Annotated in this window: 22 protein-coding genes; 18 read left to right on the forward strand and 4 right to left on the reverse strand. The window is 72.5% G+C overall.

The annotated features are described in order from the left end of the window. Window positions 1-102: 102 nt before the first annotated feature. From pilM to aroB, 9 genes are all read left to right on the forward strand, one after another. Entirely contained in the window at window positions 103-1,146 is a 1,044-nt protein-coding gene (pilM, locus tag AB2L28_RS12005; RefSeq protein ID WP_370719083.1) for a type IV pilus assembly protein PilM, read from the forward strand. Continuing rightward, window positions 1,143-1,793, forward strand: a complete 651-nt coding sequence (locus AB2L28_RS12010; protein WP_370719084.1) for a PilN domain-containing protein — start codon at window positions 1,143-1,145, stop codon at window positions 1,791-1,793. The genes pilM and AB2L28_RS12010 overlap by 4 nt, the downstream gene beginning before the upstream one ends. Window positions 1,794-1,815: 22 nt before the next feature. After that, the gene (locus AB2L28_RS12015; RefSeq protein ID WP_370719086.1) at window positions 1,816-2,520 is read left to right on the forward strand and encodes a hypothetical protein; all 705 of its coding nucleotides are present in this window, start codon (window positions 1,816-1,818) and stop codon (window positions 2,518-2,520) included. An 11-nt stretch (window positions 2,521-2,531) separates the two neighbouring features. Beyond that, the gene (locus AB2L28_RS12020) at window positions 2,532-3,602 is read left to right on the forward strand and encodes a hypothetical protein (RefSeq protein ID WP_370719088.1); all 1,071 of its coding nucleotides are present in this window, start codon (window positions 2,532-2,534) and stop codon (window positions 3,600-3,602) included. A 49-nt stretch (window positions 3,603-3,651) separates the two neighbouring features. Then, complete coding sequence (locus tag AB2L28_RS12025; RefSeq protein ID WP_370719090.1) at window positions 3,652-5,052, forward strand: cell wall-binding repeat-containing protein; 1,401 nt, start codon at window positions 3,652-3,654, stop codon at window positions 5,050-5,052. Between the two features lie 450 nt (window positions 5,053-5,502). Continuing rightward, a complete protein-coding gene (locus tag AB2L28_RS12030) occupies window positions 5,503-6,732 on the forward strand; it encodes a hypothetical protein (RefSeq protein ID WP_370719092.1) in 1,230 nt (409 codons plus the stop codon). 387 nt (window positions 6,733-7,119) lie between these two features. Further along, complete coding sequence (locus AB2L28_RS12035; protein WP_370719094.1) at window positions 7,120-7,503, forward strand: hypothetical protein; 384 nt, start codon at window positions 7,120-7,122, stop codon at window positions 7,501-7,503. 164 nt (window positions 7,504-7,667) lie between these two features. Further along, complete coding sequence (locus AB2L28_RS12040; RefSeq protein WP_370719095.1) at window positions 7,668-8,201, forward strand: shikimate kinase; 534 nt, start codon at window positions 7,668-7,670, stop codon at window positions 8,199-8,201. After that, window positions 8,198-9,286, forward strand: coding sequence for a 3-dehydroquinate synthase (gene aroB / locus AB2L28_RS12045; RefSeq protein WP_370719097.1), 1,089 nt, complete (start codon window positions 8,198-8,200; stop codon window positions 9,284-9,286). Before AB2L28_RS12040 ends, aroB begins: the two co-directional genes overlap by 4 nt. Window positions 9,287-9,295: 9 nt before the next feature. On the opposite strand, the gene AB2L28_RS12050 is transcribed toward aroB, so the two are convergent. Together AB2L28_RS12050 and AB2L28_RS12055 are read right to left on the reverse strand one after the other, a co-directional pair. Then, window positions 9,296-9,676 carry a hypothetical protein gene (locus AB2L28_RS12050; protein WP_370719099.1) on the reverse strand — a complete coding sequence of 127 codons (381 nt, stop codon included), beginning with the start codon at window positions 9,674-9,676 and terminating at the stop codon, window positions 9,296-9,298. 341 nt (window positions 9,677-10,017) lie between these two features. Then, window positions 10,018-10,398 carry a hypothetical protein gene (locus tag AB2L28_RS12055; RefSeq protein ID WP_370719101.1) on the reverse strand — a complete coding sequence of 127 codons (381 nt, stop codon included), beginning with the start codon at window positions 10,396-10,398 and terminating at the stop codon, window positions 10,018-10,020. A gap of 316 nt (window positions 10,399-10,714) precedes the next feature. On the opposite strand from AB2L28_RS12055, the gene efp reads away from it, so the two are divergent. Then, the gene (gene efp, locus AB2L28_RS12060) at window positions 10,715-11,278 is read left to right on the forward strand and encodes an elongation factor P (RefSeq protein WP_370719102.1); all 564 of its coding nucleotides are present in this window, start codon (window positions 10,715-10,717) and stop codon (window positions 11,276-11,278) included. Continuing rightward, window positions 11,278-11,688, forward strand: coding sequence for a transcription antitermination factor NusB (nusB, locus tag AB2L28_RS12065; protein ID WP_370719104.1), 411 nt, complete (start codon window positions 11,278-11,280; stop codon window positions 11,686-11,688). The genes efp and nusB overlap by 1 nt, the downstream gene beginning before the upstream one ends. A 90-nt stretch (window positions 11,689-11,778) precedes the next feature. Here nusB and AB2L28_RS12070 read toward each other — a convergent pair whose 3' ends face one another. Continuing rightward, window positions 11,779-12,714 carry a hypothetical protein gene (locus AB2L28_RS12070; protein WP_370719106.1) on the reverse strand — a complete coding sequence of 312 codons (936 nt, stop codon included), beginning with the start codon at window positions 12,712-12,714 and terminating at the stop codon, window positions 11,779-11,781. A gap of 328 nt (window positions 12,715-13,042) precedes the next feature. Continuing rightward, window positions 13,043-13,537: a transcriptional regulator BldD gene (gene bldD / locus AB2L28_RS12075; RefSeq protein WP_106206055.1), complete on the reverse strand. Its 495-nt coding sequence runs from the start codon at window positions 13,535-13,537 to the stop codon at window positions 13,043-13,045. Window positions 13,538-13,828: 291 nt separating this feature from the next. On the opposite strand from bldD, the gene pyrR reads away from it, so the two are divergent. Genes pyrR through pyrF form a run of 7 tightly spaced genes read left to right on the forward strand, consistent with a single transcriptional unit; the run spans window position 13,829 to window position 22,531 of the window. Beyond that, window positions 13,829-14,401: a bifunctional pyr operon transcriptional regulator/uracil phosphoribosyltransferase PyrR gene (pyrR, locus tag AB2L28_RS12080; RefSeq protein WP_370719108.1), complete on the forward strand. Its 573-nt coding sequence runs from the start codon at window positions 13,829-13,831 to the stop codon at window positions 14,399-14,401. Next, window positions 14,401-15,360 carry an aspartate carbamoyltransferase catalytic subunit gene (locus AB2L28_RS12085; RefSeq protein ID WP_370719110.1) on the forward strand — a complete coding sequence of 320 codons (960 nt, stop codon included), beginning with the start codon at window positions 14,401-14,403 and terminating at the stop codon, window positions 15,358-15,360. The genes pyrR and AB2L28_RS12085 overlap by 1 nt, the downstream gene beginning before the upstream one ends. Beyond that, window positions 15,357-16,643 (forward strand): dihydroorotase, encoded by a 1,287-nt coding sequence (locus tag AB2L28_RS12090; protein WP_370719112.1) that lies wholly within the window; start codon window positions 15,357-15,359, stop codon window positions 16,641-16,643. The genes AB2L28_RS12085 and AB2L28_RS12090 overlap by 4 nt, the downstream gene beginning before the upstream one ends. Then, window positions 16,640-17,170, forward strand: coding sequence for a PH-like domain-containing protein (locus tag AB2L28_RS12095; protein ID WP_370719114.1), 531 nt, complete (start codon window positions 16,640-16,642; stop codon window positions 17,168-17,170). Before AB2L28_RS12090 ends, AB2L28_RS12095 begins: the two co-directional genes overlap by 4 nt. Beyond that, window positions 17,167-18,378 (forward strand): glutamine-hydrolyzing carbamoyl-phosphate synthase small subunit, encoded by a 1,212-nt coding sequence (carA, locus tag AB2L28_RS12100; protein ID WP_370719115.1) that lies wholly within the window; start codon window positions 17,167-17,169, stop codon window positions 18,376-18,378. Before AB2L28_RS12095 ends, carA begins: the two co-directional genes overlap by 4 nt. Further along, window positions 18,378-21,695 (forward strand): carbamoyl-phosphate synthase large subunit, encoded by a 3,318-nt coding sequence (gene carB, locus AB2L28_RS12105; RefSeq protein ID WP_370719117.1) that lies wholly within the window; start codon window positions 18,378-18,380, stop codon window positions 21,693-21,695. Before carA ends, carB begins: the two co-directional genes overlap by 1 nt. Then, window positions 21,692-22,531 carry an orotidine-5'-phosphate decarboxylase gene (gene pyrF, locus AB2L28_RS12110; protein WP_370719119.1) on the forward strand — a complete coding sequence of 280 codons (840 nt, stop codon included), beginning with the start codon at window positions 21,692-21,694 and terminating at the stop codon, window positions 22,529-22,531. The genes carB and pyrF overlap by 4 nt, the downstream gene beginning before the upstream one ends. Window positions 22,532-22,533: the final 2 nt, after the last annotated feature.

Genomic DNA, 22,533 nt, shown 5'->3' on the forward strand with positions numbered 1-22,533 from the left:
TTCACCACCCACACGAGGTCTCAAGCTGCCCTCATGGGCTACCGATCATCACCACAGACCATGCTGGCCCGGCGAATGCCGGCTGAACCTGAAGGGGGCGACGTGCCTGGACGCAACGCCATCGGCCTGGACATCGGGACGTCGGGTGTTCGCGCCGCCGAGCTGTCCTACGGCAAGAACGGCATCACGCTCGAGAAGTTCGGCCAGGTCGCCCTGCCCGAGGGTGCCGTGCGTGACGGAGAAGTCGTCGACCGCGCTGTCGTGGCCGACGCTCTGCGCACCTTGTGGAAGGCTAGCGGTTTCAAGGGCAAGGACGTCGCCCTGGGGGTGGCGAACCAGCGCGTCGTGGTGCGTCAGGTCGACCTCCCGTGGTTGCCGGCCAAGGAGTTGAAGGCGGCCTTGCCGCTGCAGGTCCAGGACTACCTGCCCATGCCTGTCGCCGACTGCATCCTGGACTTCCACCCGGTCACCGAACTCCAGGAGGACGGCGGCCGGAAGCTGCGGGGGCTGCTGGTCGCTGCTGCCCGTGACATGGTGATGGCCAATGTCGACGCCGTGCGCGCAGCAGGTCTGCGAGCGAGGTCGGTCGACCTCACGTCCTTCGCCGTCCTCCGCGCCGTCGGTCAGGTGCACGGTGACGTCGCCACCGAGGCGCTCGTCGACATCGGCGCCCGGGTGAGCAACCTCGTCGTCCACTCGGCCGGCGCCCCCCGGTTCGTGCGCGTCCTCCTCTCCGGGGGCCAGGACGTGACCGACGCCATCGCCGAGCGCCTCGGCCTGCCCGGGAACGTCGCCGAAGCCGTCAAGCGGCGGACCGAGGACGTCTCGGACGCGGAGCAGGACCTCGCGCGGTCCGCCGTCGACCTGATGGTCGAGGTGTTCGTCGACGAGATCCGTTCGTCCCTCGACTACTACGGCGCCGCCAACCCGCAGTTCCGCATCGAACGCCTCGTCCTCACCGGTGGCGGCTCCCTGCTCGAGGGGATCGCCGAGCGCCTCCAGGCCGCCAGTCGCGTGCCTGTCGTGTGGGGCGACGCGATCGCTCCCCTGCACGTGGGGAACACCGGGCTCGACGAGTCCCAGCTCGCCAGCATCCAGACTCTCGCCGCCGTCCCGGTCGGCCTCGCGCTCGGAGCGATCTCATGAGTTTCCAGACCCTCGAGGCGGTGGCTACCCGCCACGACACGGCGCGCGTCGACCTCCTGCCGCCCGAGATCGGACAGGCACGCGCCCTGCGGAAGCTGCAGGTGGGCCTGGGGTGCGGTGTCGTGGCGGTCGCCGTCGCAGCCGCCGCCGCGGCCCTGGTCACCCAGGGACACGTCGACGCCGCGCAGGACGCACTGGCCGCCGAGCGGGCCCGGACCCCGGCCCTCCAGCAGGAGCAGGCCGAGTACGCCGAGGTGCCGGCGGTGCTGGCGGAGGTGGCGCTCGTGGAGTCCGCCCGCGACCAGGCGCAGGCCCACGACGTGAAGCTCTACAGCCTGATGGACCAGGTGGCGGCCACCGCGCCGGCTGACCTGTCCCTCACCACCTTGACCTTCACCGTCACCGCGGGCGAGGCCGGGACCGCCGCGGCGACCGCCGGCGTGGCGACCTCCGATTCGCCCGGGACCGTCGACGTCGTCGGGGTCACGAAGAGCGAGAGCCAGGTGGCGTCGTTCATGGAGTCCCTCGACGCCCTCGACGGCATCGACGGCACGACTCTCGCCAGCACCGCCCGGGACGAGTCCGGGGTCATCACGTTCACGCTGTCCGGTGCCCTGACGCCGGCCGCCCTCGCGCACGGCTCCTGAGCGGACCCGGAGGAGAGTTCCCATGAGCATCTCGAAGAGCAAGACCTGGGCCGCCGGGGCCGCTGTGCTGTCCCTCCTGGTCCTCGTGGCCACCTGGTTCCTGGTCATCGGTCCCAAGCGGGCCGAGGCCGCGGACCTCGCCACCGACACCTCGGCCGCACAGGCGCAGAACGAGCAGATCGCCCAGCAGACGGAACTCCTCAAGGCGCAGTTCGCCACGCTGCCGCAGGAGAGGGCAGCCCTCGCAGAGATCCGGTCCCAGTTCCCGTCGGCCGCCGATGTGCCCGCTCTGCTGCGCACCTTGGAGTCGTTCGCGGGTGCCACGGGGGTCACCATCACCGCGATCCAGCCCGGGGCCATCGCCCCCTACTCGCCCACCGGCGCCGATGCCAGCACAGCTGTGGCCCCCGCAGCGACCCCCGGTGGCCTGTCGGCCATCCCCCTCACGCTGACCGTCTCGGGGACCTTCGCACAGACCGAACTGTTCGTGAAGCAAGCGCAGGCCGACATGAAGCGGTACTTCCTGCTCGACACGGTCGCGCTGTCCACCGACCAGAACGCCGGCGCGTCCGGGGCGACCTCCTCGGTGACGAGCACGATCGGCGGGAAGGTCTTCGTCCTGCCCGACACCGCTGCCAGCGCCGCACCCGTCGGTGACGGCGCCTCGACCACTGTCACCTCCAACGCTCAGACGCCGGTCGCCGGCGACTCGGCCCCGACGAACTGAGGGACGACGCCATGAGTTCCCCGAACCCCTCCGAAGAGCCCACCGCGGTGGTCGACGGCGCTCCCGACGCAGCGGGAGGTGCCCGGCACCTCGATCCCAGGACGCTGCGCACCGCCCTCGCCGCCCTGGCCGGGATTGCCGTCATCGGTGGCGGAGCGCTCGGTTTCGCCTGGCTGGGAACGGCCCCCAGCGGGGCTGCTGCGGTCACCGTCGGCACAGTGCCGCTCCCCGCCGTCACGAGCGCGCCGTCCGGAACCGCGACGAACTCCGCGTTCAGCGTCGCCGGCCGGGACATCTTCGCGCCCACGGTGGCGCCGCGTGACGGGGTCAGCAGCTCCGGGCTGACCGTCGAGGACGCCCCCGACACCGTCGACGCCGTCGTCACCGGGAACCCCACCGCGCAGACCGCCGGGGGCACCGGGTCGCTCACCTCCTCGGGTTCTGTGGCCTCGACCGGTACTGGTGCTGCCACGGTGAAGCCGTCGGCGTCGACCAGCGGGACACCCACGGGGAGCCCGTCGTCGAGCGCTACCCCGCTGCCCACCACCTCTCCCGTCAGCACCGCCCCCTCCGCGTCCACCGCCCCGGGCTGGGAGGTCGCCGCGTACACCTACACCGGCGTCCCCGCCGAGGGGAAGACCGGCAACTTCGTCGTCGCGACCACCAGTGGTCACGGCGGTTACACCACGACGCTCCTCGACGGCCAGAAGCTCTACCCCGCCGCCATCACCTTCCGAGGCGACGTCGGCGGGTCGGCGTGGATCTCCTCCGACCGAGGGGTCCCGCAGGGCTGGCTCGTCCCCTCCGGGCAGGACGTCCCGGCCGCTGCGCTCGGGAAGACGACGGGCACCGTGCGCGTCGTCGGCCTGCTCAACGACTCCGTGTACTTCGTCCAGGTTGATCGCAGGCCCTCCCTGAAGGTGAAGGTCGGTGACGCGATCGAGGGGACCCCCTTCACGTTGGAGAAACCCCTGCTGGCCGGAGTCACCCTCCCCACCGAAGCCGTGGTGTTCAAGGACGGCAGCGGGGTCTCCTACTACGGCGCCGGCGGCGCCGGTGAGACCGACGGTGTCAGTTTCTGAGGCTCCGGCCTCGTCGCTCCTCCCACGACCGGCAGCCTGGAGGCTCCAGATGTCCCACCCCACCCACCGGCGCGCGACCCGCGCCGTCGTGGCGACCGCGCTGGCCGCCGCGTCCGTCGCCGTGGCTGTCCTTCCTGCCCAGGCGACCCCGATCCGTGCTCACCAGACGTACGGTGCGGACCGCTACCTCACCTCGCTGGTGCTGGAGGACGGCGCTTTCGACACGGCGTTCCTCGTCACCGGCGAGGACTTCCCCGACGGTCTGGCCGCGGGGGCGGTGGCCGGCTCGCTGGGCGCGAACGTCTACCTGTCGCCGCGGGGGCAGGTCACCCCGGAGATCCGTCAGCGCCTGGGGTACTACCGCAACATCGTGGTCATGGGCAGCGAGACCGCCCTCAGCGCCGACGTGTGGACGTGGCTGCAGCAGAACACCCGCGCGCACCTGCACCGGGTCGCCGGCGCGGACCGGTACGGCACGGCGGCCGAGCTCGCGACCTGGGCTCACCCCCAAGGTGCGGACCATGTCATCGTAGTGACCGGCACGAACTACGCCGATGCGCTGTCGGGCGCTGCGGCCGGGGCGAAGACCGACGCCCCGGTGCTGCTGGTCCGTCCGGACGGAGTTCCCGAGCAGACCGCCGCAGCCCTGACGGCGCTCAAGCCGGGCCGTGTCACGGTCCTCGGTTCCGAGGCCGCCGTCCCGCGGGCCGTCTACGACAGCCTGGCCCAGCTCGCGCCCGCCGCGACCTTCCAGCGCCTGGCCGGTGCCGACCGCTACGCCACCGCCGTGGAGGTCGCGAAGGCGTTCTTCACGCCCGGCGACACCCAGCGCGCGGTGCTCGTCTCCGGTGCCAGCTGGGCCGACGGCGTGACCGCGGGTGCCTACGCCGGTCGTCGTGGTGCCCCGCTCCTGCTGACCCCGGCCACGTGCGTTCCCCAGGTGGTCAACCTGGAGATCGAGGCGCTGGGCGTCGTCTCGCTCGACGCGGTGGGGGGCCCCACGGTCCTGTCCGAGGACGCCCGCAAGCGGACGTCCTGCGAAGCCGGGCCGAAGACCTACCTGGACGAGCTGGCGGCACCGACGGGCAACGCCCGTTTCCTGTCCGACCACGCCACCATCGACGGTGTGTTCTACCCGCGGTCGATCTCCTACGACACCGACCCCCGTAACTCTGAGTACCGCACGTGGGGCCTCACCGGGAGGTACTCCCGCTTCACCGCCACGGTGGGACTGGGTGACACCAACCAGTCGGGGCTGCGATCGACGGTCGCCGTCTACGGCGACGAGAAGCAGCTCGCCTCCGTCGCGGTGGCCGCAGGTTCGCCGGCGGTGCTGGACGTCGACGTCTCGGGTGTCCAGAACCTGAAGGTCGTGACGACCTCGTCGGACCGGACGGTGCAGGTGAGCACGGACAACAACGTCGTCCTCGGGGACGCGGCCCTGCGCTGAGGTGCCGGCACTCGAAGTCGCAACTCCCGTGTCGGAGGGCGTGCGGGCCATCGACGACGGTGCCGGACGCACGGTCGCGAGGAAAGGGTGGCCGCAGGCTGGACCGGCGAGGGGCAATGGAAGCGCCGGTGCTGCCGTCTGTGCAGCAGGGCCCGCACCACGTCGGGGTGCGGGCCCTGTTGCTGTCCGGGGCGTCTGGTCGAACCGGCCCAGCTGCTGCGCGGCGCCTCGACCCGCAGGAGGGGCTCGCACCACGTTCGTCGCCTGCGGCAGGCAGAGCTCGCTTCAACTGTTCCCTCCGGTTCCACGGTGACGCCGACAGAACCGTCGGTCCGGATCCCGCACTGCTGTCAGATCCCACACTGCTGTCAACGGTCCAGCAGCCGCAGTCGGCGCAGCCGGGTCGCCTCCACGATGTCCAATGATGTCCAGGATGATGAGAGCTGAACTATGGGCTGGATAGAGACGTACGAGTTGTCGGCGGCCGATGCCGAGCGGTTTCTACAACGGCGGATCGGGCAGCACCCGCTGCTGCTGCAGGAGCTGGCGACCTGGGTGCGCGACACCGGCGGCCCGCGCCAGGAGCTGGATGGCACCTTGGCCAGCTTGGTGCCGTTGTGGTCCTGGTGCGTGCGGTTCCTGGACGCCGGCACCCCCGGGGTGCCCAACACCGTCCGGGACTTCATCTGGCTGGATGACGGGAAGCCGGACGGATACGACGAGTTCCTCCGCTACTACGTCGCTGAGGCGCTGGAGGCGTACGTCAGCCTGGTCGTGCAGCGGGTGCTGCCCGCGGCCCGGTGGGAGGTGCTCAAGCGGGGCCGGCGTGATGGTCTGCGGCACCGCCCGGTCCTAAGCACCGACAATCGTCCCCTGCTGTTCTCGTTAGGCTCGGCCATGGATGCGGTGGTCCTCGGAGGGTGGCCGTTGGGAACTCGCAGCGACGGCTACCTGCTGGAGTTTGTGCGCACCCAGCTGCAGGAGGTCGTCGGCCCGGTGGTGGATGTGCCGCCGGTGGTGGAGTTCCTTCCCGAGCCGGGGCGGGTGACGCCTGCGCGTCCGTACCCGCCGTTCGTGCCCGGGGGTGGGGAGGTCCTGGCCGCTGGGGAGCGTCCGCACCCGCGACCGGCCGGGGCCGAGGATGCGCCGCCGGTCCCGCACGAGCTGCGTTCCGCGGACGCGATGACGCTGGGCATCCCCCCGCAGGCCCTGGCCGAGGAGGAGGACGACGCGGGCACCGAGGACGAGGTGTACTACGGGCCGAGGAACCCCGGACGAGGCGGCCGCGACGCTTCGGACACCCGGGGAGACGACGACGACGGTGACGACGGTGATGGCGGTGACGAGGATGACGACGATCCCGACTACCCGGAGAACTGGCAGCCGTTGCCGACCCGGGGGTTGCACGCGGCGCTGACGGCGTTGGGGTTCGTGTGTCAGACCCACCAGGGGGGTGCTCCGCGGCTGGACCGGGGGGAGCACCAGTACCTGTACGACGGGCAGGAGGCGGCGATGCTGATCGAGACGACCACCGCGGGCGGCAAGCTGCGGATGTTGTCGGTGCAGTTCCTGGAGGACTACGCCCAGCCGTGTGCTGAGACTCCTACCGGGCGGTGGCTGGTGCAGCAGCTCACCGTGCTGGCCGGTGCCCGGAGCGCGATGCTGCTGCCGGATCTGTGACCGGCGCCGCTGGTGCCGGGGCCGGTCCACGACGGCGGCATCGACGGTCATCGACGGGGTTGGTGGTCGCGCTGCCTGGTGCCGGACAGGGGGTCATCACGGGGGATTGCCCGAGCTCTCATCAGCCGCGGCCGAAGACTGTCGGCAGAGCTCCGCTGTCACCACCTCGCGAGCGCTTCCACGGGACGACGGGAATCGAGTGCGTCTTCGTCGGGTGGACTCGCCGAGACGCAGACGGACGTCGGGCAGCCCGTCGAAGGTAGGGAATCCGCTCCCCAGCCCTCGGCTGTCCGGGTGAACCCGCCCCAGGCGCCTCGGAACCTGGAGGAGGTCGAGCATGCTGCTGTGAGCCGTTCCAGGCCACAACAACTCGCGATAGGAATTTCCATGATCACACGAAGCCGGGTCACCACGAGTATCATCGGGGCGGCGGTCCTCTCCGCCTCCGTCATCGTGGGGGCAGGTACGGCGCAGGCCGCATCTCCTGCCGCTACCGCCTTCCGCACCTGCTTGAACTCCTACGGCACTGCGTACAACTACGCGCTGAAGGCGGGCAAGGACGATGTCGCCCGGGCCATCGACCTGACCGGGCTCGCGAACTGCAACTACGAACTGTCGCAGCGCTCCGACATCACGGACACCCAGGAGATCAACGCGATCAACAACTACAACCGCTACGCCGCGGCGGCCAAGCAGGCCATCACCAAGGCGGGGTTGAAGGAGACGCAGAAGATCCTCACCAAGTACGCTCTCAAGGGCCTGCGTCTGTGAGGTCGCGGCCGGGTTGGCCTGCTGCCTCTCGTGGTCGGTGGCGTCGACGCGCGGTAGGAGGGAGAGGTCACACCGGGCCCGCGCCCCACCCGGGGTGCGGGCCTTCGTCGTCCCCGCCCCTAGGATCGGACGGCCCGCCGCACCCGTCCCCCAGGAGCTCGTCCGTGATTGTCATCGTCGGCTTCATGGGCGCGGGCAAGACGACCGTGGGCCGCCTCCTCGCCGGTCGACTCGGCCTGCCGTTCGTCGACACCGACCACGTGATCGAGGACCGCGAGCGCCGGTCCATCCCGCGGATCTTCAAGACCGAGGGCGAGAGCGCGTTCCGCGACGTCGAGCAGGCCGTCGTCGCCGACGTCCTGTCCGGCCCCGAGGCCGTGGTGTCCCTGGGCGGTGGCGCGTGCGGCCGGGAGGCCACGCGGGCGGTGCTGCGGGACCACACCGTCGTCCACCTCGACGTCTCCCTCGAGCAGGCCCGGTGCCGGACCGCCGGTGACGGCAACCGGCCCGTGCTGCAGCGCCCGGACCTGGCCGAGCTGCACGCGGCGCGCCGGGCGGTCTTCTACGCCCTGGCGGACGTCGAGGTCGACACCGACGGCCGCGCGGCCCGGCCCGTCGCGGACGAGGTGCTGGCCGCGCTACCCCACATCCACGACGCACCGGCCGGTGCGCCCGACGACCTCGCGGAGGACCGATGACCACGACCGACACCGCACGCATCACCGTCGAGGGCGAGGCGCCCTACGACGTCCTCATCGGCCGCGGCCTGCTGGGGGAGCTGCGCGGCCTGCTCGGCTCGAAGGTCGCCAAGGTGCTCGTCGTGCACCCGCGGGCGCTGCGCTCGACGGGCGAGGCCGTGCGCGACGACCTCGTCGCCCAGGGGCTGGAGGCCGTGCTGGCCGAGGTGCCCGACGGGGAGGAGGCCAAGTCAGCGGAGGTCGCCGCGTTCTGTTGGACCGTCCTGGGGCAGTCGGACTTCACCCGCAGCGACGCCGTCGTCGGCGTCGGTGGGGGAGCGGTGACCGACCTCGCGGGGTTCGTCGCGGCGACGTGGTTGCGCGGCGTCCGGGTCGTTCAGGTCCCCACGACGTTGCTGGCGATGGTCGACGCCGCGGTGGGGGGCAAGACGGGCATCAACACCGCCGAGGGCAAGAACCTCGTCGGCTCCTTCCACCCGCCGGCCGGTGTCCTGTGCGACCTCGACGCCCTCGACACCCTGCCGCCGCACGACCTGCGCGCGGGCCTCGCCGAGGTCGTGAAGTGCGGGTTCATCGCCGACCCGCGGATCCTCGAGCTCGTGGAGGCGGACGTCGCCGCGGCCACCGACCCGCGCTCGCCGGTGCTGGCCGAGCTCGTCGAGCGCGCGGTGCGGGTCAAGGCGCGCGTGGTCGCCGAGGACCTCAAGGAGTCCGACCTGCGGGAGATCCTCAACTACGGCCACACCTTCGCCCACGCGGTCGAACTGGTCGAGCGCTACCAGTGGCGGCACGGGGCGGCCGTCAGCGTCGGCCTCTGCTACGTCGCCGAGCTGGCGCGCATGGCGGGCCGGTTGTCGGACGCGGACGCCGACCGGCACCGCGACGTCCTGCGCTCGCTCGGCCTGCCGACGACCTACCGGGGTGACCGGTGGCCGCAGCTGCTGGACGCGATGAAGCGGGACAAGAAGACCCGCGGGTCCCTGCTGCGCTTCGTCGTCCTCGACGGGATCGGACGACCGTCTCGGCTGGAGGGCCCGGACCCGGCGATGCTGCAGGCGGCCTACGCGGAGATCAGCGCCGAGTGAGGGCTCACCTCACCCGCAGGGGGTCTCGCTGACGCCCTGCGCGGGTGAGGCGTACCGCACGACACCACCGGCGACGGACACCCCCCGCAGGCAGTACCCGCCGCTGGTGGCCGCCACGACCGAGACCCGGCTGACCGTGCTCGTCGTCCCGAGCGCGTCGACCGTCGTGGCGTACGTGCCGTAGAACCGCTCGTACGAGGTCTGCGCGGCGCTGACCTCCTCCAGGTCGGCGGTGACGGCGGCGATCTCCTTGCGCTGCACTTGCTCCATCAGCACCGGGTAGCCGTACTTCCCGCCGATGGCCAGAGCCACCAGGACGGCGGCCCACGTCGTCACCGTCTTCACCGGGTGCCGGCCCGCGCGGTGCGGGACCGCTTCGGTGCGGGGCACCTGGAACGGTGAGGCGTTGCCGGGGTTGAAGGTCGGCCGCGACGGGTTCGCCGGTCCGTAGAAGTCTCCCGCCGGCGGGGGGACCACGGCCGGCCGGGGAACGGGAACCGGGGGAGGCGGTGCGGGTGCTCCCGTCCGCTGCGCGTCGCCGGCGAGGGGTTCGTCGGGTTCGGGAACCTCTGCCCGGTGCCGCGGCCGGGTCGGACGTGCCGGATCGGGCAGCGGCGTCGGGCCGGCGTCGGTGCAGGGTTCGGTCACGGTGTCCTCCTCGGGGCTCACCCGGGTCATCGGCGCCCGCGGACCGGGGGTGGAGGGGACTCACCCTCGTGGAGCACCGGGCGTCAGCGGCAGGCGGTGGAGCCGAACCCCCGGGTGGGGGAGAAGAACAGCGCGGTCCGCGTCGGCTCGTCGTAGGCGCCGGCGCAGAACGTGTCCGGACCCGCGCTGACGATGGCGACGTCCGTGCGCGCCGAGACCCGGAGGTCGAGCAGCGAGGCCGAGTAGGTCCCGTGGTCGTCCTTCCAGGCCACCTGCGCCGTCGCCACGCGCTGGAGGTCCTCGTGCAGGTCCCGCTCGGCGCTGGACCGGCGACCGTCGAGGAGCAGGGTGACGGCGACGGCCAGTGCGAGAGCGGCCGCGACCCCCGCGGCCAGGACCGTCGTCCGACGGCCCCGTCCCCGTGGGGTGGGGGCGGCCGTGTCCGGCGCTGCCTGACGGCTCACGGGCGACCCCCTCTCCTCGGACGGCTCACGGGCGACCCCCTCTCCTCGGACGGCTCACGAGCGTGTCCACCAGTGATCGGGCGCACCGGCGCGTGCGCTGAGCCGCTGCGCGCGGGTCCACCCGTGTGCGCGGGCGGCTCCTCCGTCCGGCGCAACGACCGGGCGCGCGCGGCGCGCTGACGGTGACGGCCACCCCGCCCGGTCGCCACGCCGGTGCGCCGGGGTGGTCGCGCGGCCTCGGTAAGATGCCACAGGCCCACCCGCCGCCCGGACCCGGGCGGCGGGAGTGAAGACGAGAGACGGACTGAGAGACGACGTGGCATCGACGAACGACCTGAAGAACGGCACCGTGCTGAACCTCGACGGCAACCTCTGGTCGGTGGTCGAGTTCCAGCACGTGAAGCCCGGCAAGGGCGGTGCCTTCGTCCGCACGAAGCTGAAGAACGTCCTGTCCGGCAAGGTCGTCGACCGCACCTTCAACGCGGGCAGCAAGGTCGACACCGCGACGGTCGACAAGCGCGACATGCAGTACCTGTACAAGGACGGCGAGGACTTCGTCTTCATGGACTCCGCCACCTACGACCAGCTGCACGTCAGCGCGGCGACCGTCGGTGACGCGGCCAACTACATGCTCGAGAGCACCGAGGCGATCGTCGCGACGCACGACGGTACCCCCCTCTACGTCGAGCTCCCGACGTCCGTCGTCCTGGAGATCACGTACACCGAGCCCGGTCTGCAGGGTGACCGCTCCACCGGCGGCACCAAGCCCGCCACCGTCCAGACCGGGTACGAGATCCAGGTCCCGCTGTTCCTCGAGACCGGCACGAAGGTCAAGGTCGACACCCGCACGGGCGACTACCTCGGCCGCGTCAACGACTGATGGCCGCTCGCCGCAAGGCGCGCAAGCGCGCGCTGGAGGTCCTCTTCGAGGCCGACCAGCGCCGCCTCGCCCCCCTAGACGTCCTGCGGGACAAGATCCAGCGGGCCGACCCGCCCGTCGGTGAGTACGCCGTCACCCTCGTCGAGGGGGTCGTCGCGCAGCAGGCCCGCATCGACGAGGTCCTGTCGACGTACTCGATGGGCTGGACCCTGGACCGCATGCCGGCCGTCGACCGTGCGTTGCTGCGCCTGGGCGTGTGGGAGATCCTGCACGCCTCCGACGTCCCCGACCACGTCGCGGTCAGCGAGGCCGTCGAGATCGCGCAGGAGCTGTCGACCGACGAGTCGCCGAAGTTCGTCAACGGGCTGCTCGCACGGATCGCGGAGCTCAAGGAGACGCTCTCCGCCTGACGTCGCGCGACCTCGTTGCCTCCCGGGGGTCACCTGAGGCCTCGTTGCCTCCCGGAGGCCGATCATCGGCCCCCGGGAGGCAACGAGGCGTCAGCTGGCTCGTTCCTCCGCGGCGCGCAGCGTCGCTCCGAGCTGGTTCAGAAAGCCCGCCGGGTCGGCCGTGACGTCGGCCGGGGCGATCGACACCAGCAGGACGCCCGCCGCGGCGTAGCGTCGTTGCTTCGCCTGCGTCCGGCGCAGGTCTGCGGGTGTGGAGTGCCACCGGATCCCGTCGACCTCGAGCGCCACCCGGTGCCTGGGCCACCAGGCGTCGGCCTCGCCGACCACCTCGCCGGCGATGACGACGTCTTCGTTCCACAGCGGCTGCGGCAGAGCGGATCTGCTGATCACCGCGCGCGCCTCGGCCTCCGCTGAGCTGCGCACGCCCGCGGACACCTCCGCGAGAGCCTGCCGTGCCTTCGCGCTGCGCTGGGTCGGGCCGGCGAACACCTCGTCCCGCAACTCCCGCAGGGTGCAGCGCCGCTGGTGGAGGGTGGCTCCGAAGATCTCGCGGATCCGGTCGAGATCGGCTCCGTGCCGTGCAGCGTCGGCGGCGGCCCGGGCCGGGCCGACCACGGGCAGGCCGCGCCGTCGGGCGACCCGGGGTTCGCGCTGGGTCCGTTCGATCGTCACGAACCCCGAGGAGAGCCGTTTCCGTGTCCACGGGATCAGGACGAGGACCTGGTCGTCGACGGCGAGACGGTTCCCCGCGATGCCCAGCAGGTCCAGGGCGTGGACCCCGCTGAGGGCGGCACCGTCCCCCGCGTAGGCCAGGGCAGCCCGGCGCGACTGCGCTCGCCCCAGTGGTCCCCGGTGACTGGCGACCACCCCGGGCAGGACGCTCCGCCACGGGCCCGCGTGGGCCCAGCGGGTGATGGTCCGCCGGGGCATCCCCGCAGCGATGAGCTCGGCGTGCGTGGCGATGCCGTCACCGCGCCGCATCAGGGCGTCGACATCGGCCGGGTCGAAGGATCGTCGTCGGGGCATGGCGTGCAGGGTGCGCGGCTGCGGAGCGAGGTGCGCCGCGGATGAGATGTGCTGTGGACAGGGCCCCGTTCACTACGGCCTGTGGAGACCTCGGTGACGTGTGCGGCAACGCCTCGTTGCCTCCTCGGGGCCGATCATCGTCCTGGGGGAGGCAACGAGCTCACCGGGTGTCCTGGGGGAGGCAACGAGCTCACCGGGTGTCCTGGGGGAGGCAACGAGCTCACCGGGTGTCCTGGGGGAGGCAACGAGCCCTCCCCGGCGACGGAGCCCCGGGACGCAGAACGGCCCGGCCCCCGCGAGGGGCCGGGCCGGTGGGGCGTCCGGAGGGTCAGCCGTGCTCGACGGCGCGGCGGGCGTCGGCGTTCAGCACGCCCCAGGCGATGAACTCGTCGCACAGCGTCGTCGCGGGGACGTCGTAGATGACGGCGAGGGTGCGCAGGTCGTCGGCGCGGATCGACAGGACCCGGCCGTTGTAGTCGCCGCGCTGGGACTGGATGGTCTTCGCGTAGCGGTCCAGGGGGCCGGCCTTCTCGGCGGGCACCTCCTGGAGGCGCTCGAGGTCCAGCACGAGCCGCGGCGGCGGCTCGGAGCTGCCCTGCGGGGCGCCTTCGGGGAGCAGGGCGGAGACGGGGACCCCGTAGAAGTCCGCCAGTTCAGCCAGTCGCTGGACGGTCACCGCACGGTCGCCGCGTTCGTAGGAGCCCACGACGACGGCCTTCCACCGTCCCTCGGACTTCTCTTCGACGCCGTGCAGGGACAGCCCCTGTTGGGTACGGATGGCGCGAAGGCGCGATCCGAGTGCGCGGGAGTAGTCCGATGCCATACGAGAATCGTCACGGAGCGTGAACGTCTTCGTCAAGCTGACCTGCCGTTTCGCACACCGTTTCCGGGGTATCACCACTCTCTCGGCACCGAAACCGTTACTCCGTGTGAGCGTTTGATCTCACAACGACACGCGGCGGCCACCGTCGGTCGGCACCGTGCCCCCGGGCGGGGGGACCAGCCTGCTCCTGTAGGGTCGGGCGTGACCACCGCGGCACGCCCAGGCTCCGTGCGGGCCCGGTGAAGACGTCCTTTAAGGATCCGTCCCGTGAGGCGGGGAAGGAGGTCAGCAGTGAACGCTGTCCCTGAACGGCAGGACTCCCGGGTGCTCCTCGAGGCCCCGGACATCGCCCGCGCCGTGACGCGCATCGCGCACGAGCTGCTGGAGACCAACAAGGGCCCGGACGACCTCGTCCTGCTCGGCATCCCGACGAGGGGAGTGCCGCTGGCCCGCCGGCTCGCGGCCCGGCTCGCCGAGGTCGAGGGGACGACCGTCCCGACGGGCTCGCTCGACGTCACCATGTACCGCGACGACCTGCGCCGGCACCCGACCCGCGCGCTGCTGCCGACGGAGCTGCCGGCCGGGGGCGTCGACGACAAGGTCGTGGTCCTCGTCGACGACGTCCTGTGCTCCGGGCGCACCATCCGGTCCGCCCTCGACGCGATCAACGACCTCGGCCGCCCGCGTGCCGTCCGGCTCGCCGTCCTCGTCGACCGCGGGCACCGCGAGCTGCCCATCCGGGCCGACCACGTCGGCAAGAACCTGCCGACCTCGGCGGCGGAGCGGGTCAGCGTCCAGCTCACCGAGCTCGACGGCCGCGACGCCGTCCTCATCACCGGCGGGACCACGGGCGGGGGCGAGTGATGCGGCACCTGCTGTCCGCGGCCGACCTGGACCGCGACGCCGCCGTGCGCGTCCTGGACGTCGCCGAGGAGATGGCCGCCACCCAGCGGCGGGAGATCAAGAAGCTGCCCACCCTGCGCGGGCGCACGGTCGTCAACCTCTTCTTCGAGGACTCCACCCGCACGCGCACGTCCTTCGAGGCGGCCGCCAAGCGCCTCAGCGCCGACGTCATCAACTTCTCGGCCAAGGGCTCCAGCGTCTCCAAGGGCGAGAGCCTGAAGGACACCGCGCTGACCCTGGAGGCCATGGGCGCCGACGCCGTCGTCGTCCGGCACGGCTCCTCCGGCGCGCCGCACCGCCTCGCCCACGCCGGCTGGACGCGCGGGGCCGTCGTCAACGCCGGCGACGGCACGCACGAGCACCCCACCCAGGCCCTGCTCGACGCGTACACGATGCGCCGCCACCTGCGCGGCGGCCGCGGTGACCTCGCGGGCGCGAACGTCGTCGTCGTCGGCGACGTGCTGCACTCGCGCGTCGCGCGCTCGAACGTCCTGCTCCTGCACACCCTCGGCGCGCACGTCACGCTCGTGGCGCCGCCGACCCTGCTGCCGGTCGGGGTCGAGACCTGGCCGTGCGCGACGTCGCACGACCTGGACGCGACGCTGCTGCAGGGCGAACCGGACGCGGTCATGATGCTGCGCGTGCAGGCCGAGCGGATGGACGCCTCGAAGGGTTCGTTCTTCCCCTCCGCGCGCGAGTACAGCCGCCGGTACGGCCTGGGGCGCGAGCGGCTCGGCGTGCTGCCGGACGACACGATCGTCATGCACCCCGGCCCGATGAACCGCGGCCTGGAGATCTCCGCGGAGGCCGCCGACTCGGTGCGCTCCACGATCGTCGAGCAGGTCGGCAACGGCGTCGCCGTGCGGATGGCCGTGCTCTACCTGCTGCTGGCCGGCGAGCTCCCGGGAGGGGACGCGTGAAGACCCTGATCCAGAACGTCACGCTCGGGAGCGGGCAGACCGACCTCCTGCTCGCCGACGGGGTCGTGGCCGCCGTCGGACCGGGGCTGTCCGCGGAGGCCGCGACCGTCCTCGACGCCAGCGGGCTGCGGGCCCTGCCCGGTCTGGTCGACCTGCACACCCACCTGCGCGAACCGGGCCGCGAGGACGCCGAGACCGTCGAGTCCGGCACCCGCAGCGCCGCCCGCGGCGGGTACACCTCCGTCTTCGCCATGGCCAACACCCTCCCCGTCGCCGACACCGCCGGCGTCGTGGAGCAGGTCCAGCGGCTCGGGGAGGAGGCCGGCTGGGTCGACGTGCGCCCCGTCGGAGCCGTCACCGTGGGCCTGGCCGGGCAGCAGCTCGCCGAGCTCGGGGCCATGGCCGACTCCCGCGCCGCCGTCCGCGTCTTCTCCGACGACGGGCACTGCGTCTCCGACGCGGTCCTCATGCGGCGGGCGCTGGAGTACGTCAAGGCCTTCGACGGCGTCATCGCCCAGCACGCCCAGGAGCCGCGGCTCACCGAGGGCGCGCAGATGAACGAGGGCGTCGTCTCGGCCGTCCTCGGTCTGCGCGGGTGGCCCTCGGTCGCCGAGGAGGCGGTCATCGCCCGCGACGTCCTGCTCGCCGACCACGTCGGCTCGCGCCTGCACGTGTGCCACCTCTCGACCCGCGGGTCCGTCGAGATCGTCCGCTGGGCCAAGCAGCGCGGGGTCCAGGTGACCGCGGAGGTCACCCCGCACCACCTGCTCCTCACCGACGAGCTGGTCCGCGGCTACGACCCGGTCTACAAGGTGAACCCGCCGCTGCGCACCCAGGCCGACGTCGAGGCCGTCCGCGAGGGCCTGGCCGACGGGACGATCGACGTCGTCGCCACCGACCACGCCCCGCACCCGGTCGAGGCCAAGGACTGCGAGTGGTCGGCCGCCGCGATGGGCATGACCGGGCTGGAGACGGCGCTGTCCGTCGTCCAGCACGCGATGGTCGACACCGGCCTCATGGGCTGGGACACGCTCGTGGACCGGATGTCCAGCGCCCCGGCCCGCATCGGCCGCCTCGCCGGGCACGGCCTGCCGCTGGAGGTGGGCAACCCGGCCAACCTCGTGCTCGTCGACACCGCCGCGCGGTGGACGGTCGACCCGGCGGCGATGGCCACGGCCGGGCGGAACTCCCCGTTCCGCGGAACGGAGCTGCCCGGGAAGGTCGTCGCGACGTTCCTGCACGGGCGGCCCACCGTCCTCGACTCCGAGCTGGTGACGCCGTGAAGTGGGTCGCGGTCATCCTGCTGGTCCTCGCCCTGCTCCTGCTGTGGCGCATGATGTTCATGGGCTACCGGAGCCGGGCGCTGCGGCAGAAGAAGGAGTTCCCCCGCCCCCTGGGCAGCCGGGACTGGAAGGGCCTGCGCGACGCCGTCGACGGGGTCTACGTCTCCACGACGGACGCCGAGAACGCCCTCGACCGCATCGCGGCGCACGGGCTGGGGACGCGTAGCGCGGTCTCGGTGGGGTTCGTCGCCGAGGGCGTGGGCCTGCTGCGGCAGGGCGCCCGGTCCTTCGTGGTCCCGACCGCCGACATCGTCGGCGTGGGGCACGGGCCGGGGATGGTCGGCAAGTGGATGGGACGGGAGAAGGGTCTCGTCGTGCTGCGCTGGAAGCTGGGCGAGCGCGTCGTGGACACAGGGATCAAACCGCGGCACCCCGCCGAGGGCGCCAGGTTCGCGGAGCAGGTGGAGGAACTCGTGCGCACGAAGGACCAGCAGAAGCCCACGGACGGATCGGGAGGTGCCCGGTGACGACCACGACCCGCACCCCGGCCGTGCTCGTCCTGGAGGACGGGCGCACGTTCACCGGCGAGGCCTACGGCCGCGTCGGCACCACCGTCGGCGAGGCCGTGTTCTCCACCGGCATGACCGGCTACCAGGAGACGCTGACCGACCCCAGCTACCACCGCCAGGTCGTCGTCATGACGGCCCCGCACGTCGGGAACACCGGCTACAACGACGAGGACCAGGAGTCGGCCCGCATCTGGGTCGCCGGGTACGTCGTGCGCGACCCCGCCCGCGTGCCGTCGAACTGGCGCTCGCGGCGCTCGCTGGCCGACGAGCTCGACGCGCAGGGCGTCGTGGGGATCTCCGGCGTGGACACCCGCGCCCTGACCCGGCACCTGCGCGAGCGCGGCGCGATGAAGGTCGGCGTGTTCTCCGGCGAGGCCGCCGCCCGCCCGGCCGCCGACCTGCTCGAGCAGGTCCAGAACGCCCCCGCCATGGTGGGCACCGACCTCGCCTCCCTCGTCAGCACCGACGAGCCCTACGTCGTCCCCGCGGTGGGGGAGCGCAGGTTCTCCGTCACCGCGGTCGACCTGGGCATCAAGTCGATGACGCCGCACCGGCTCGCCGAGCGCGGGGTGGAGGTCACCGTCGTGCCCTCGACCGCGACGCTGGAGCAGGTCCTGAGCTCCGGCCCGGGCGGCGGCGCCCCCGACGGCGTGTTCTTCTCCAACGGCCCCGGCGACCCGGCCGCGGCCACGCACGAGATCGAGGTGCTGCAAGGCGTGCTGGAGCAGCGGATCCCCTTCTTCGGGATCTGCTACGGCAACCAGCTGCTCGGTCGCGCGCTCGGGTTCGGCACGTACAAGCTCAAGTACGGCCACCGCGGCATCAACCAGCCGGTCATGGACCTGGCCACCCGCAAGGTCGAGGTCACCGCGCACAACCACGGGTTCGCCGTCGAGGGCACCGCGGGGGAGGTGCGCGACACCCCCTACGGCCGCGCCGAGGTCAGCCACGTCGGGCTCAACGACGGGGTCGTGGAGGGGTTGCGCTGCCTCGACGCGCCGGCGTTCTCCGTCCAGTACCACCCCGAGGCCGCGGCCGGCCCGCACGACGCCTCCTACCTGTTCGACCGGTTCGTCGACCTCATGACCGGCACTCCCGCCGCGCAGCTCGTCGACGACCAGGGCGAGACCGACACGACCGAGCCGACCGTTGAGAAGGACGCCTGATGCCCCGCCGTTCCGACCTCTCCTCGGTCCTCGTCATCGGGTCCGGCCCGATCGTCATCGGCCAGGCCGCCGAGTTCGACTACTCCGGCACCCAGGCCTGCCGCGTGCTGAGGGCCGAGGGCCTGCGCGTGATCCTCGTGAACTCCAACCCGGCGACGATCATGACCGACCCGGAGATGGCCGACGCGACCTACGTCGAACCCATCACCCCGGCCACGGTCGAGGCCATCATCGCCAAGGAGCGCCCCGACGCGGTCCTGGCGACCCTCGGCGGGCAGACCGCCCTCAACACGGCGATCGCCCTGTACGAGAACGGCGTCCTGGAGAAGTACGGCGCCGAGCTCATCGGCGCCGACGTCGACGCCATCAAGCTCGGTGAGGACCGGCTGCTGTTCAAGGGGGTCGTCGAGCGCTGCGGCGCCGAGTCGGCGCGCTCGCACCTGTGCCACTCCATGGACGAGGTCCTCACGGCGGCCGGTGACCTCGGGTACCCCGTCGTGGTGCGCCCGAGCTTCACGATGGGCGGTCTCGGGTCCGGGTTCGCCTACGACGAGACCGACCTGCGCCGCATCGCCGGGCAGGGCCTGCACCACTCCCCGGTCACCGAGGTGCTCCTGGAGGAGTCGATCCTGGGCTGGAAGGAGTACGAGCTCGAGCTCATGCGCGACCGCGCCGACAACGTCGTGGTCGTCTGCTCGATCGAGAACTTCGACCCCATGGGCGTGCACACCGGGGACTCGATCACCGTCGCCCCCGCGATGACGCTCACCGACCGCGAGTACCAGCGGATGCGCGACATCGGCATCGCCGTCATCCGCGAGGTCGGCGTCGACACCGGCGGCTGCAACATCCAGTTCGCGGTGAACCCGGTCGACGGCCGCATCATCGTCATTGAGATGAACCCGCGCGTCTCGCGCTCCTCGGCGCTGGCGTCGAAGGCGACGGGGTTCCCCATCGCCAAGATCGCCGCGCGCCTGGCCGTGGGGTACACCCTCGACGAGATCCCCAACGACATCACCTCGGTGACCCCGGCGAGCTTCGAGCCGACGCTGGACTACGTCGTCGTGAAGGTCCCGCGGTTCGCCTTCGAGAAGTTCCCGGCGGCCGACCCCACGCTCACCACGACGATGAAGAGCGTCGGGGAGGCCATGGCCCTGGGCCGCAACTTCACCGAGGCGCTGCAGAAAGCGTTGCGCAGCACCGAGAAGCGCGGCGCCACGTTCAGCTGGGCCGGCCCGGTCGGCGACCGCGCCGACCTGTTGCGCCGCGCCGCGCAGCCGACCGACGAGCGCATCGGCCTGGTCGTGCAGGCCATCCGCGCCGGGGCCACGCCGGCCGAGCTGTTCGAGTCCACCCGCATCGACCCCTGGTTCCTGGACCAGCTGTTCCTGCTCGACGAGATCGCCGTGGAGGTCCGCGAGAGCGAGGAGCTGACCCCGGAACTGCTGCGCCACGCCAAGCGCCACGGGTTCTCCGACGCCCAGATCGGTGAGCTGCGGCACCTGCCGGAAGACGTCGTCCGCGGCGTCCGGCACGCCCTGGGCATCCGCCCGGTCTACAAGACGGTCGACACCTGCGCGGCGGAGTTCGCCGCGAGCACGCCGTACCACTACTCCTCCTACGACACCGAGGACGAGACGCGCCCGCGCGAGAAGCCGGCCGTCGTCATCCTCGGCTCGGGGCCCAACCGCATCGGGCAGGGCGTGGAGTTCGACTACTCCTGCGTCCACGCCAGCTTCGCGCTGTCCGACGCCGGTTACGAGACCGTCATGGTCAACTGCAACCCCGAGACGGTCTCGACCGACTACGACACCTCCGACCGGCTGTACTTCGAGCCGCTCACGCTCGAGGACGTCCTGGAGGTCGTGCACGCCGAGATGCGCTGCGGCCCCGTCGCCGGTGTCGTCGTCCAGCTCGGCGGGCAGACCCCCCTGGGGCTCGCCGCGCGCCTGGAGGAGGCCGGGGTCCCGATCATCGGCACCTCGCCCGCCGCGATCGACCTGGCCGAGGAGCGCGGGGCGTTCGGCCGGGTGCTGGAGAAGGCCGGGCTCGTCGCGCCCAAGCACGGCACGGCGTCGAGCTTCCCGCAGGCCACGGCGATCGCGGCCGAGATCGGGTACCCCGTGCTGGTCCGCCCGAGCTACGTCCTCGGCGGCCGCGGCATGCAGATCGTCTACGACGAGGCGTCGCTGGAGCAGTACATGGCGACGGCCACCGAGGTCTCGCCCGAACGGCCGGTGCTCGTGGACCGGTTCCTGGACAACGGCATCGAGATCGACGTCGACGCCTTGTTCGACGGCGAGGAGATGTACCTCGGCGGGATCATGGAGCACATCGAGGAGGCCGGCATCCACTCCGGGGACTCCGCGTGCGTCATCCCGCCGGCCACCCTCGGCGCCTCCGAGCTCGAGCGCGTGCGGACGGCCACCGAGGCCATCGCCCGCGGGGTGGGGGTGCGCGGGCTGCTGAACGTCCAGTTCGCCCTGGCCGCCGACATCCTCTACGTCCTGGAGGCGAACCCGCGGGCCTCGCGGACCGTGCCGTTCGTGTCCAAGGCGACGGGCGTGCCGCTGGCCAAGGCCGCGGCCCGGCTCATGGCCGGCACCCCGATCCGGGACCTGCGCACCGAGGGGCTGCTGCCCGCCCGCGGTGACGGCGGGCTGCTGCCCGCCGACTCGCCGGTCTCGGTGAAGGAGGCCGTGCTGCCCTTCGCGCGGTTCCGGACGGCCGAGGGCGTGGTCGTCGACTCCCTGCTGGGGCCGGAGATGCGCTCGACCGGTGAGGTCATGGGCATCGACGTCGACTTCCCGACGGCGTTCGGCAAGTCCCAGACCGCCGCCTACGGCGGGCTGCCCACGGGGGGGACCGCGTTCATCTCCGTCGCCGACCGCGACAAGCGCGCCATGATCTTCCCGATCAAGCGGCTCGCCGACCTCGGGTTCACCCTGGTGGCCACCGAGGGCACCGCGCAGGTGCTGCGGCGCAACGGCATCACCTCCACGGTGGTGCGCAAGCACTCCGAGGGCACCAGCGAGGACGGCGAGCCGACGATCGTGGGCCGCATCGCCGCCGGGGAGGTCGCGATGGTCGTCAACACGCCGTCGGGCAACCAGGCCCGCGCGGACGGGTACGAGATCCGGGCCGCCGCGACGTCGGTCGGTTCGCCCATCATCACGACGATCCAGGAGCTGTCGGCGGCCGTGCAGGCCATCGAGGCCGCCCTGGACGCCGAGCGCGGTGGCCAGGGCCTGCGGGTGGCGTCCCTGCAGGAGCACACCGCCCGCCTGGAGGCGGCCTGGGACGGGTTCCGGGCGTGAGGTTCGGCGCCCGGCTCGCCGCGGCGGTCACCGCGCACGGTCCGCTGTGCGCGGGGATCGACCCGCACACCCCGCTGCTCGCGGCGTGGGGGTTGCCCGACGACGCGGCCGGGGTCGAGCGGTTCGGCCGGACCGTCGTGGAGGCCCTCGCCGGGCACGTCGCGGCCGTGAAGCCGCAGGCGGCGTTCTTCGAGCGGCACGGCTCCCGCGGGGTCGCGGCCCTCGAACGGGTCGTCGCCGACGCCCGGGCCGCGGGGCTGCTGACGATCGTCGACGCCAAGCGCGGCGACATCGGCTCGACGATGGCCGGGTACGCGGACGCGTTCGTCGGCGACTCCCCGCTGGCCGGGGACGCCGTGACCGTCTCGCCCTACCTGGGGTTCGGGTCGCTGCGGCCGCTGCTCGACCTCGCCGCCCGGCACGGGCGGGGTGTGTTCGTCCTCGCGCTGACGTCGAACCCCGAGGGCGCCGCGGTCCAGCACGCCGTGGGCGCCGACGGTCGGTCGGTCGCCCGCGCGGTGGCCGAGGCCGCGGCCGTCGAGAACGCCGGCGCGGCCCCGCACGGGGACGTCGGGCTCGTCGTGGGAGCGACGGTGGGGTCCGCGGTCACCGATCTCGGCATCGACCTCGACGCCGTCAACGGGCCCCTGCTCGCCCCCGGGGTGGGGGCCCAGGGCGCGACCGCGCACGACCTGCGCCGGGTGTTCGGCGACGCCCGCCGGCTCGTGCTGGCCGCCAGCTCCCGGGAGGTGCTGACCGCGGGGCCCTCGACCGCGGCGCTGCGCGACGCGGCCCGCCGTTCGGCGGACGCCGTGGCCACCGCGCTCGCCGGGTGAGG

The sequence above is a fragment of the Kineococcus mangrovi genome, assembly GCF_041320705.1.
Lineage (GTDB): Bacteria > Actinomycetota > Actinomycetes > Actinomycetales > Kineococcaceae > Kineococcus > Kineococcus mangrovi.

What these genes read in the sequence shown, in the direction of transcription:
- AB2L28_RS12085 (WP_370719110.1), top strand. Translation starts at nt 14,401, where the DNA reads ATGCGGCACCTGCTGTCCGCGGCCGACCTGGACCGCGACGCCGCCGTG.
- carB (WP_370719117.1), top strand. Translation starts at nt 18,378, where the DNA reads ATGCCCCGCCGTTCCGACCTCTCCTCGGTCCTCGTCATCGGGTCCGGC.
- AB2L28_RS12020 (WP_370719088.1), top strand. Translation starts at nt 2,532, where the DNA reads ATGAGTTCCCCGAACCCCTCCGAAGAGCCCACCGCGGTGGTCGACGGC.
- AB2L28_RS12025 (WP_370719090.1), top strand. Translation starts at nt 3,652, where the DNA reads ATGTCCCACCCCACCCACCGGCGCGCGACCCGCGCCGTCGTGGCGACC.
- nusB (WP_370719104.1), top strand. Translation starts at nt 11,278, where the DNA reads ATGGCCGCTCGCCGCAAGGCGCGCAAGCGCGCGCTGGAGGTCCTCTTC.
- aroB (WP_370719097.1), top strand. Translation starts at nt 8,198, where the DNA reads ATGACCACGACCGACACCGCACGCATCACCGTCGAGGGCGAGGCGCCC.
- AB2L28_RS12035 (WP_370719094.1), top strand. Translation starts at nt 7,120, where the DNA reads ATGATCACACGAAGCCGGGTCACCACGAGTATCATCGGGGCGGCGGTC.
- AB2L28_RS12015 (WP_370719086.1), top strand. Translation starts at nt 1,816, where the DNA reads ATGAGCATCTCGAAGAGCAAGACCTGGGCCGCCGGGGCCGCTGTGCTG.
- bldD (WP_106206055.1), bottom strand. Translation starts at nt 13,537, where the DNA reads ATGGCATCGGACTACTCCCGCGCACTCGGATCGCGCCTTCGCGCCATC.
- AB2L28_RS12010 (WP_370719084.1), top strand. Translation starts at nt 1,143, where the DNA reads ATGAGTTTCCAGACCCTCGAGGCGGTGGCTACCCGCCACGACACGGCG.
- AB2L28_RS12030 (WP_370719092.1), top strand. Translation starts at nt 5,503, where the DNA reads ATGGGCTGGATAGAGACGTACGAGTTGTCGGCGGCCGATGCCGAGCGG.
- AB2L28_RS12070 (WP_370719106.1), bottom strand. Translation starts at nt 12,714, where the DNA reads ATGCCCCGACGACGATCCTTCGACCCGGCCGATGTCGACGCCCTGATG.